Source organism: Marinovum sp. PR37 (genome assembly GCF_028807375.1).
Classification (GTDB): domain Bacteria; phylum Pseudomonadota; class Alphaproteobacteria; order Rhodobacterales; family Rhodobacteraceae; genus Marinovum; species Marinovum algicola.
In genome coordinates this window covers 1-10,491 of record NZ_JARAML010000051.1, presented here as the reverse complement: position 1 = coordinate 10,491, position 10,491 = coordinate 1, and the positions used below count along the sequence as shown (strand labels likewise).

9 protein-coding genes are annotated in these 10,491 nt (G+C 62.4%); 8 read left to right on the top strand and 1 reads right to left on the bottom strand.

Features of this window, described 5'->3' with window-relative positions:
- From PVW49_RS23315 to PVW49_RS23280, 8 genes are all read left to right on the top strand, one after another.
- Nucleotides 1-925, top strand: a 925-nt coding sequence (locus PVW49_RS23315) for a LysR family transcriptional regulator (protein ID WP_274591754.1), incomplete at its 5' end; no start/stop codon positions are given.
- Between the two features lie 121 nt (nt 926-1,046).
- Entirely contained in the window at nt 1,047-2,381 is a 1,335-nt protein-coding gene (locus tag PVW49_RS23310) for an extracellular solute-binding protein (protein WP_274591753.1), read from the top strand.
- Nucleotides 2,382-2,438: 57 nt separating this feature from the next.
- Complete coding sequence (locus PVW49_RS23305) at nt 2,439-3,314, top strand: carbohydrate ABC transporter permease (RefSeq protein WP_274591752.1); 876 nt, start codon at nt 2,439-2,441, stop codon at nt 3,312-3,314.
- Nucleotides 3,311-4,198 carry a carbohydrate ABC transporter permease gene (locus PVW49_RS23300; protein WP_274591751.1) on the top strand — a complete coding sequence of 296 codons (888 nt, stop codon included), beginning with the start codon at nt 3,311-3,313 and terminating at the stop codon, nt 4,196-4,198. Before PVW49_RS23305 ends, PVW49_RS23300 begins: the two co-directional genes overlap by 4 nt.
- Before the next feature lie 9 nt (nt 4,199-4,207).
- Nucleotides 4,208-5,740 carry a sulfatase gene (locus tag PVW49_RS23295; protein WP_274591750.1) on the top strand — a complete coding sequence of 511 codons (1,533 nt, stop codon included), beginning with the start codon at nt 4,208-4,210 and terminating at the stop codon, nt 5,738-5,740.
- Nucleotides 5,737-6,663: a DUF4432 family protein gene (locus PVW49_RS23290; protein ID WP_274591749.1), complete on the top strand. Its 927-nt coding sequence runs from the start codon at nt 5,737-5,739 to the stop codon at nt 6,661-6,663. Before PVW49_RS23295 ends, PVW49_RS23290 begins: the two co-directional genes overlap by 4 nt.
- Before the next feature lies 1 nt (nt 6,664).
- Nucleotides 6,665-7,723, top strand: a complete 1,059-nt coding sequence (locus tag PVW49_RS23285; protein WP_274591748.1) for an ABC transporter ATP-binding protein — start codon at nt 6,665-6,667, stop codon at nt 7,721-7,723.
- An 814-nt stretch (nt 7,724-8,537) separates the two neighbouring features.
- On the top strand, nt 8,538-9,602 hold the full coding sequence (locus PVW49_RS23280) for an ATP-binding protein (protein ID WP_274591747.1): 1,065 nt from the start codon (nt 8,538-8,540) through the stop codon (nt 9,600-9,602).
- 672 nt (nt 9,603-10,274) lie between these two features.
- On the opposite strand, the gene PVW49_RS23275 is transcribed toward PVW49_RS23280, so the two are convergent.
- Nucleotides 10,275-10,491: hypothetical protein (locus PVW49_RS23275; protein ID WP_274591746.1), on the bottom strand; the 217-nt coding region annotated here is incomplete at its 5' end.

Genomic DNA, 10,491 nt, shown 5'->3' with positions numbered 1-10,491 from the left:
CGCGTCAAGGACCAGCCGCTGCGGTAGAAACCGGGCGCTTACCTTCTTCCGCACAGCCCAGACCGGCAACATCACCCGCGCCGCAGCCGAGCTGAACGTGGCGCAGCCGACCCTGTCCAAGGCGCTCAAGCTGCTGGAGAACCAGGTCGGCACGCCGTTGCTGGAACGTCATGCCCATGGCATCACCCTGACGCCGATTGGCGAACGTCTGGCCGAACATGCCGGCGTGGTAATGGCGCAGGTGCGCGATGCCGCAGACGAGATCGCCCAGCTGCGCGCCGGGCAGGGCGGGCATGTGACGATCGGGGCCGGGCCCTCCTGGGTGCGGCGCAAGCTGCCGGAGGCGGTCAGCCGGATCACCGAACAGCGCCCCGACGTGCGGATCGAGGTGCAGACCGGTTTCGACGACTCGCTGCTGGCCGGGCTGACCACAGGCACGCTTGATTTCGTCGTCGCTGAGCGCCCGTTGGAAGACGAAAGCGCGCATCTCGAGTTTCACCTGCTGACCGCCGACGACCTGGTCTGCGTCGCTCGCCCCATGCATCCTCTGGCGGGGCGCAAGGCGGTCCCGGCCGAGGAAGCGCTGGCGCTGGCTTGGGCACTGCCGCCCGATGACACGCTGGCACGGCGCAAGCTGCATGGGCGGGTGATGAGCCTTGGGCTGACGCCGCCGCGGGCCATGGTGGTCTCCACCTCGCTGACCTTTCTGCTGACTCATGCGGCGCAGACCGACACACTGATCTATACTACCCGCTCGCAGCTGCTTTCGCCCGAGGGCAGCCGGTTGACCGAGATCGACGTGCCCGAGTTGGTGACCAACCGGCAGGCCGGTCTGATCTATCGCGCGCCGGGGCTGCTGACCCCCGCTGCCCGCGCCGTGGCTGATGCGCTGATCGCCGAATGTGCCGCCGATCCATTCAACTGAAGCCATAGCCACAGGCTATGGAGTTCCGAATTCTTTTCATTTCTGGAATGTCTGGCGCTGCGGTACCTTGGTTCCAGATCGATGCGGGAGGCATCGAAACTGAGATCAAACGGGAGGACACATGCGTATCCAGAGCAAAACCAAGGCCATGTTGCGCCGCGGGATGACAGCCAGCGTGCTGGCCATGACAGCGTCGTTCGCGGCGGCAGAAGAGGCGCCGATCACCATCGTCATCAACCAGTCGCCTTGGTTCCCGGGCTTCCAGGCGGTGGTCGAGAAATACGAGCAAGAGACCGGCAATACCGTCAACCTCGACGTCAATCCCTTTGCCGGCAGCCTTGAGAAGCAGCGCACCGCGGTGCGCGCCGACGAGAGCCCCTTCGACATCCTGATCATGAACGCTGGCTTTTTCGTCGAGTTTTACACCGGCGGTTTCCTGCAGCCGCTGCAGGAGATCGACGCGGATTTCGCCCTGTCGAATGATATCTACACCTTCGACGACAGCACTTGCTGGAACGCCGAGGCCAAGACGATCACCTGCGATGGCGGCGCGCTGTTGAGCGTTCCGGTCAACCCCAACGTGCTGATCCTGCACTACCGTCAGGACCTCTATGACGAGGCCGGCCTCTCGGTGCCCAAGACCTGGGACGCGCTCTACGAGAACGCCAAGAAGCTGCAGACCGACCGGCGCTACGGCATCTCTCAGCGTGGCCAGCGCGGCACCTTTGACGTCACCTATGATGTCTTTCCCTACATCTGGTCGCATGGCGGTGGCATCGTCGACCAGCAGGACGACGGCAGCTTCGAAGTGTCGATCAATGCGCCCGGCACGCTGGCGGGGATGGAGACCTATCTTAAACTTGCCAACGACGTTGGTCACCCCTCGACCGCCGGCCAGACCCAGACCAACGTGATCCAGAACATGGCAACGGGCCGCGCGGCGCATATCAACTCGGTGCCCGCGCCGGGCCTCTTCGACGATGAGAGCAAGTCGATGGTGGTGGGTCAGGTCGCCTATGCGCCGCCGCCGGGCACTGCCGATATCCCCTCGGCCACGCCGCTGGGCCATTGGCTGGCCGGTGTGCCGCGGAACGTCGCCGACGAGAACAAGCAGGCGGCGCTGGCCTTCCTCGAGTGGTTCCAGACCGACGCGGCGCAGCGCGCCTATGCCGAGGCCGGCTCGATGCCGGTGAGCCGCGCTGTGCTGCAAAGCGATATGGCCGATCAGCCGGAATACCGCTGGATGAAAGCCATGGCCGAGGCGTTGCCCAATGCCCGGCTGACCTTTACTTTCCCCGAGGCGACCCAGGTGCTGGCGATCACCGAGCTGCGGCTCAACCAGGCGATCGGCGGCGAGATGCCCCTGAAAGAGGCGCTGAACACCGCCGCCGAAGAGATCACCAAGGTCATGCAGGACGCGGGCTACGACCTGCCGGCGCCTGAACTGCTCCAGTAACCTCCCTGGGGGTCGCAGCCTGGTCCGCGGCCTCCGAATTTCGACGGAGCCCACCTGATGAAATCCGATACCTTCTGGCGCCACGCGACGCTCTGGCCGGCGCTTGTGCTCTTTGCGCTGCTGACCATCCTGCCGCTGCTGAAACTACTGGCGCTCAGCTTCCACGACGTCGAATGGGTCAACCGCGAGGCGGTCTGGGAGTGGGTCGGTCTGGCCAATTACGCCAGGCTGCCAGAGGATAACCTGCTGCGCGCCGGCGCCTTGAACACCCTGATCTTTGCGGTGGTGGCGGTGGCGCTGCAGATGCTGATCGGCTTCATCCTGGCGCTGCTGACCACCCGGGTGGTGCGCGGGCGGGTGTTCTACCGTACGGTCTTCATTCTGCCGATCCTGGTGCCGGGCATCATCATCGGCGCGATCTGGAAGCTGATGTATTCCTATGATTTCGGTGTGCTCAACAGCCTGCTGATGGCGCTGGGATTGGCCCCGCAGGACTGGCTGGGCAGCCCCGATCTGGCGCTGCTGTCGGTCATTATCGTCGACGTCTGGCACTGGATGCCTTTTTGTTTCCTGCTGCTGCTCGCCGGGCTCGAGAGCCTGCCCGACGACATCTTCGAGGCCGCCCGCATCGACGGTGCCTCGCGCTGGCAGCAGCTGCGCCACATCACCCTGCCGCTGATGATGCCGACGATTGCCGTGACCTTCGTTTTTCGCATGATCCTCGCCTTCAAGGTGTTTGACGAGATCTACCTGTTGACCGGCGGCGGCCCCGGCACGTCGACCGAGGTGATCAGCTTCACCATCTACCGTCGCTTTTTCACCGAGGACCAGACTGGCTATGGTGCCGCCATGTCGATCACCGTGATCTCGATGATCGCCGCCGGCATCATCATCGCCACCCGCGCCACCGCTGGCAAAGGAGCCAAGGCATGACCCATGCAACCGACGGCCATTCCGCCCCCCGCGCCCTGCCGCACCGCCGCGGATTTCGCGCCACTGAACGGCAGGTGACGCTGCTGCGCCATGTAGTCCTGATGAGCTTTGCGCTGGTGGTGCTCTTTCCATTCTTCTGGATCGTCTCCGCCGCCTTCAAGACCCAGATTGACCTGTTGATGGGCCGGGTGCTGTTCACCCCCAACCTCGACGGTTTTCTCAATGTTGTCTTCGACAAGACCTCGGATTTCGCCCGCAACTTTGGCAACTCCATGGTGATCGGCCTGATCAGCACCTTCCTTGTGCTGGTGATCGCGACGCTGGCGGCCTTTTCGCTCTATCGCTTGCAGTGGCCCGGCTGGGTGCTGCATTCGCTGCTCGGCTGGTCGGTGGTCTTTCATATGGTGCCCCCGATCACCCTGGCAGGGGCCTGGTTCACCATGTTCCGCTCGGTGGGGCTCGACAACAGCTATACCGGCATCATCCTCGCCCATACCACGCTGCACCTGCCGATGGCGCTGTGGATGATGGGCGTCTTCATCCGCGACGTGCCGAAAGAGTTGGTCGAGGCGGCCCAGATCGATGGTGCCAAGGTGCCGCAGATCCTCTGGCATGTGGTATTGCCCATCGTCCGGCCCGGACTGGCGGCGACCGGTATCCTGACCTTTATCTTCAGTTGGAACGAATTTCCCGTGGTGCTGGTGCTAAGCCAGCGGCAGACCGCGACGGTGCCGCTGGGCATCGGCAAATACGCCCAGGAGAACACCATCGCCTTTACCGAGATGGCGGCCGCCTCGACCCTGTCGATCCTCCCGGCCTTCCTGCTTCTGCTTTTCGCTCAACGGTTCATTGTCCGCGGCCTGACCTCTGGCGCGGTGAAGTAAGGGTTTGTCATGAAAACGGTTCTTGTCCTCTTCGACTCGCTCAATCGCCACGCGCTTTCGCCTTATGGCGGCGACACGGTCCCGACCCCGAACTTCGACCGGCTCGCCGCCCGCAGCGCCCGGTTCGACAATCACCACGTCGGCTCTATGCCCTGCATGCCGGCGCGGCGCGACCTGCTCACCGGCCGCATGTCCTTTCTGCACCGCAGCTGGGGGCCGGTGGAGCCATTCGACGTGACCTTCCCCGAGGTGCTGAGCCGTGAAGCCGGCGTCTACAGCCATTTCGTCACCGATCATTTCCACTACTGGGAGGATGGCGGCGCGACCTATCACAACCGCTACGACAGCCATGAATTCTTTCGCGGCCAGGAAGGTGACCGCTGGAAGGGCATCGTAGCCCCCGACTGGCCGGGTATCGAGCAGCGCTTTGATCCGGCGCAGGTCTCGCGGCAGCCGCGCAGCTACAAGCGCCACAACGTGGTCAACCGCGATTTCATCGAAGACGAGGCCGGTCACCCGAGCTTTCAGACCTTTGCCGCCGGGGTGGAGTTCATCGAGGCCAACAGGGCGGCCGATGACTGGTTCCTGCAGATCGAGACCTTCGCCCCGCATGAGCCGTTCTTTGCACCCAGGCGGTTCCGTGACATCGCCGGGGCGTGCGCGGACGGACCGGCGCTCGACTGGCCAGAATACGGCCACAGCGAGCGGCCGCTCGACGAACAAGAGGAGCTGCGCGCCAGTTACCATGCCTCGCTGGCCATGTGCGACGAGCTGTTGGGGCAGGTGCTCGACGTCTTTGACCGCGACGGCCTGTGGGAGGATACGGCGCTGATCGTCACCACCGATCATGGCTTCCTCCTGGGCGAACATGACCTCTGGGCGAAGAACCGCATGACGCTTTACCGCGAGATCGCGCAGATCCCACTGTTCCTTCACGACCCGGCGCATGCCGCCGCCGATGGCACGCAGGTCGACGGCCTGAGCCAGACCCCCGACCTCGCCGCCACCATCCTCGATCTCTTTGACACGCCGCGGCCACAACAGATGGCCGCGCCCTCGCTCAGGCCGATGTTGGCAGGGCAGGGCTCGCCGCATGAGGCGCTGATCTATGGCTATTTCGGCGGCGCGGTGAACCTGACCGACGGGCGGTACAGCTATCACCGCTATCCGCTCGACGTGACCCGGCAAGAGGTCTATCAATACACCCTGATGCCGACGCATATCTTCGACTTCTTCCACGAGGACGAACTGCGCCGGGCGCAACTGGCCCCGCCCACGCCCTTCAGCCGCGACATGCCGCTGCTCAGGGTGCCGGTGAGCGAGAAATCGGTGATGTACAACACCTATGGCCCCGGCTGCCTGATCGAAGACGACACGCGGCTCTATGATCTGGCCCGGGATCCGGTGCAGGCCGCGCCGCTCGACGATCCCGCATTGGAAGCGCTGCTCGCGGCACAAATGGCAGAGTTGATGCGCGGGCTGGACGCGCCGGAAGAGGCCTTCGTCCGGCTCGACTTGGCGCGTGAGGCCGAGTTGGCATGATGCGCGACGCCGTCGAAAAGGTCGCGACCCTGCGCCAACTGGCCTCGGTGCGGCGGATTACGCTGGAGGAAGGTCCCGAGCGCGGTGTGCGGGCGTTGGCCTTCGACACCGGCGGCGGGCTAGCCTTCTGGGTGCTGGCCGACCGCAGTCTCGATATCGGCCCGCTCAGCTTTCGCGGCATGCCGCTGGCCTGGCAGCATCCGGCGGGCTTCATCGCGCCGGACTTGCACGACGCGCGGGCGGATGGCGGCACCGGCATCCAGCGCAGCTTGTCGGGGTTTCTGGTGACCTGCGGGCTCGACAACGCCCGCCAGCCCCGCGATGGTCTGCCGCTGCATGGCACACTGCCGCTGACCCCCGCGCGGGTGATAGCCTGCGGCGAGGATTGGAACCGGCCCAACCCGCAGCTTTATGCCGAGGGCGAAGTTGTCACGGCGCATCTGCGCGGCGCCTGCTTTCGCCTGCACCGCCGGATCGAGGCGCCGGTCGGGGGCACGTCGCTGACCCTCACCGACCGGGTCGAGAATATCGGCCCAGAAGCGGCAGAGATGCACATCCTCTATCACACCAACTTCGGCTACCCGATGGTGGGCGAGGAGACCCGGCTGAGGCTCGATGCGGCCCCGCTTGCGGCGGTGGACGGCGAGACGCTGTGCCAACCGACACCCGGCGGCGCGACGGCCGAGATCGCCCGACCGGCCGCTGACGATTGGCCCGGCGTCAGCGTCGGGATCGAGAGCGACTTGCCGTACTTTCAGGTCTGGCAGGATACCCGCCCGCGCCGCAACGTTCTGGCGCTGGAGCCCAGCAACTGCGACCGCGAAGCCGATGGCACCAGCGGGCCGGGAACTAGACTGGCACCGGGAGAAAGCTGGCAGACCCGGCTGCGCTATACCTTTTCATCCACTTCACAGGGAGAGTGACATGGCAGATGTACGGTTGGACAGCCTGTCCAAGAGCTATGGAAAACTCGACGTCATCAAGGATGTGTCGCTTGACATCAAGGACGGTGAATTCGTGGTGCTGATCGGCCCCTCGGGCTGCGGCAAGTCCACGCTGCTCAGGATGATCGCCGGGCTGGAAAGCATCTCGTCGGGCAGGCTGGATATCGGCGGCGCACCCATGAACGACGTGCCGCCGCGCGACCGGGGCATTTCGATGGTGTTCCAGAGCTACGCGCTTTATCCGCACATGAATAGCGCCGACAACATGTCGTTTTCGCTCCGGCTTGCCGGCGAAGACATGGACATCCGCCGCTCCAAGGTGGCCCGCGCGGCGGGGATCCTCGGCCTCGACCCCTATCTCGACCGCCTGCCGAAGCAGCTGTCGGGTGGCCAGCGACAGCGGGTCGCCATGGGCCGCGCGATCGTGCGAAAGCCTGAGGTCTTCCTGTTCGACGAACCGTTGTCCAACCTCGACGCCAAGTTGCGGGTCAAGATGCGGGCCGAGCTCAAGGAGCTGCACCAGAAGCTGCGCACCACGACGATCTACGTCACCCATGACCAGGTCGAGGCGATGACCCTAGCCGACCGGATCGTCGTGCTGCGCGATGGTGAGATCGAGCAGATTGGCAATCCGCTGGAGCTCTACGACAACCCGGCCAATGCCTTCGTCGGCTCTTTCCTCGGCTCGCCGACGATGAACCTGCTGGACTTGGAGGTCTCGTCCGAGAACACTTCCGAGGCACGGTTTTCTGATGGCGATGCCATTCTCCTCGCCTCCCCTTCGGCGCCGGGGAGGATAAGCGTTGGCATCCGGCCTGAACGTTTCGCGCTGCGGTCCGGCAATACACCGGGGGCTCTGCGAGCCGAGGTTGTCGTAGTCGAGCCGACCGGGGCGTCCACGGAACTCGTGGTGCGCAAAGCCGGGCAAAATATCACCGTGTTGTCCCATGAACGTCTGACCACCAAGCCGGGCGATATCGTCTGGCTCATCCCGGACGCGGTGCGTGTTCATGCCTTTCCGGAAGGCGCGGCCGCCTGACCACCCCCGTTCTGCACCCCGGTGTTTCGAATCCTTGCCCTGGATACCTGTCGGCCGGAAGTGACTATAGGCTTGCCGATTTCGGGTCTCAGCCGCTTAGGAGACCCCGAGGTATCGGCGTTCACCTTCTTACACCGGCCTGGGGTCGTGCTGATTTTCCCCTTTTCGTCTGCGGCTTGCCGCGTTTCCTTGGGAGCCTTCATCGCGACCGATGTGGGACACGAGGAGGGTCAGCGCCATTTGCCTGCGATCAGGCCGGTTCACGGACCTCAACGCTCCTATCACAAAGACGTGTCGCTGATCGGGTAAGTGGCGCTATTGAGTTTTCTATATAAAACGTGACGCCAGAACTATGTCCATACCGCTCTGGGCCGCATACCTGCAAAATGAAGAGAGCGAGAGTTCACAGCGCAGACGGAGCCCGAAGGAAGAGAGGTGAAGCTTACACATTGCGAGAAATCAGACCCGCCTGAAATTCGCTAAGTTATTGGTTTTGAATCAATAATTGACGAATCTCGCCTGCTGTGATCCCATGTTGGGATACGCAATTCGTGCTCCTGCGGCCTGTCACAAGGCTGAGGAGTGCGCCTGCAGGAGCTAAATCGAGCAGTTGCTGTCCAGTAACGGAGGCGCGCCATTTCCGATCTTGGCCACACGGAAATGACATCTGCCGAACACAGAAATCATGCGGCTTCCAGTCCTTTGCCAAAGGGCGAGATCTTGACGGGTCTCTTGGCGCAAAGGCGACCACGGAGCCCACAACAATAAATATTCCGCGCCATCGAGTGATGGACGCGAACGAGAGAGAATTGCCATGATTCACGCCCGTATCGAAAATGACGACAGGACCTCGTCGACCGCTTCCGGCACGCCTAGCGTTAGTGCCGAGGCCCTCGACGAGTTCAGCGCCCTGAGTGCCCTTGAGGCTCGGCTGGTTCGTCTGGAAGAACGCTTCGAAAAGACGGCAACGTACCATCAGTTCCGGCGGCGGGTGTTCGGTGTCTTGGCCAGCCGAGAGGCTCGCATGCGTATGGGCAAGAGCGAATTGAAGGGCGCCATGCTCATCGGCGCAGCCGGTGCCGGCAAGTCGCGCATTGTCCACGAGATCATCAAGGAGCACAATGCCCTGACGAAGCATGCCGGCGATTGGATGTTCGGAACCCGGATCCTGAGTGTCGTCGTCCCTGGACGTTCGACCGTCAAGGAAACCTTGAACGCAATCTTACGGGATCTGGGGCACCCTGCGCGCGGTCGTCGCGATGAAGATTACCTGTCGAGCTTGGTCATGAGCTATCTCAAAGAATGCCGGATCGCAGCTATCCATCTCGACGAAGTTCAGGACAGCGGACGGTACAAGACCAAAGACAGCGTGGATGCTTTCCTCAAGATTTTCCGCAACATGATGCAACACAAGGACTGGCCGGTCTGCCTGATCATGACGGCAACGCCAGAGGCCGAGCATCTCATCAATGGGGACACGACTTTGCAACGTCGTCTCAAGCCCATGGAAATGCGTGCTATGACGTTCGAAGATGATGGGCAGGCGCTTCGTGAAACCCTGAAGAATTTATTGGATGACGCGAGCCTTGCTGACCCCGGCATTCTATCTCTTGATGAGTTCATCAAAATCCTGATCCATACTTCTGCCGGCCGTTTCGGCGTCGCGGTTGAGATGGCTATCGAAGCAATCGGGGAGTGCCTGAGGGAGGGGAGCGACGAGATCGACATGGGTCATTTTGCGGATGCCTACGAGATGCGAATGGATTGCGACGAAGAACTGAACCCGTTCGTGTCCAAGAACTGGTCCGTCATCGACACCCTGACCGCCCTGCAGCGGTACGAGGAAGAGCGGCAGGTGAAGCGCCGTCGCAAGAAGTAATAACGTCCAGCGACACCCTCGATCCGCTCGAAAAAAGCCGCCCATCTGGGCGGCTTTTTTTGTTGTCCCCACCGTACGGCGGTCTGAAGCTCTCGCTCTGGAACGTCTTTCGAGTGACGTAGGTCGTGAAATTGATGTCGGAAGCTGCGCTGGTCAATGTCGGGATTAAGGGTAGGTCATTGATTTTATTAACTATAAATCTGGACCGGACTCTAATTTTGGCGTCGGACGACAGTGATATCCCGACAGCCAATTAGTGGCCACCGGCGGGCTTGAAATGCCCATTTGACTACCAATTCGCGGCGATTACGCTGAAAGCGCGTGATCGCCGCGTTTCATTTTGAGTGTTCCGAACGGCGGTTCGAGGCCCTGGACGGAAGATAGGTTCACGTCCTTTGCGTCGCAAAACGGGCTGTTTCGGAATTCAGAGGCTTCTGGTGCTCGACATTTTCAGAGGTCAATCTGCCGGTGGCCAACCTGTAGAATGATCGGGTGCATTGAGGACGCGAGACCGTCATTGGCGGGCTCTCCTTCGATGGCCCGCACCCGAATGCCGGAAGCTGTGCCTAGTATCAGGCGACAGCGCGCGTCCAAACCCAGGAAGCATGATTGTCCGATGAAAAAAGCCGCAACCCTTGTGGCTGCGGCTTCACTCGAGAGATTTTTTCCGGGTTAGCGGAATGCGGCCAGCAGGTCGCTGATCCGTGCGCCATACCATCGTAGGGCGGTGCCGACGCAGTGCCCCGAGCGCAGGCTCAAGTCGTCGAGCGTGGAGCTATCCGCCGACTGGAGCGCGTCATGGATGGCCTGAAGAGCGTCGCGAACCTGATGCACGTTCGGGCACACTGAGCTACCCCCCGAAATTCGGACACTGACATAAGCTACGATT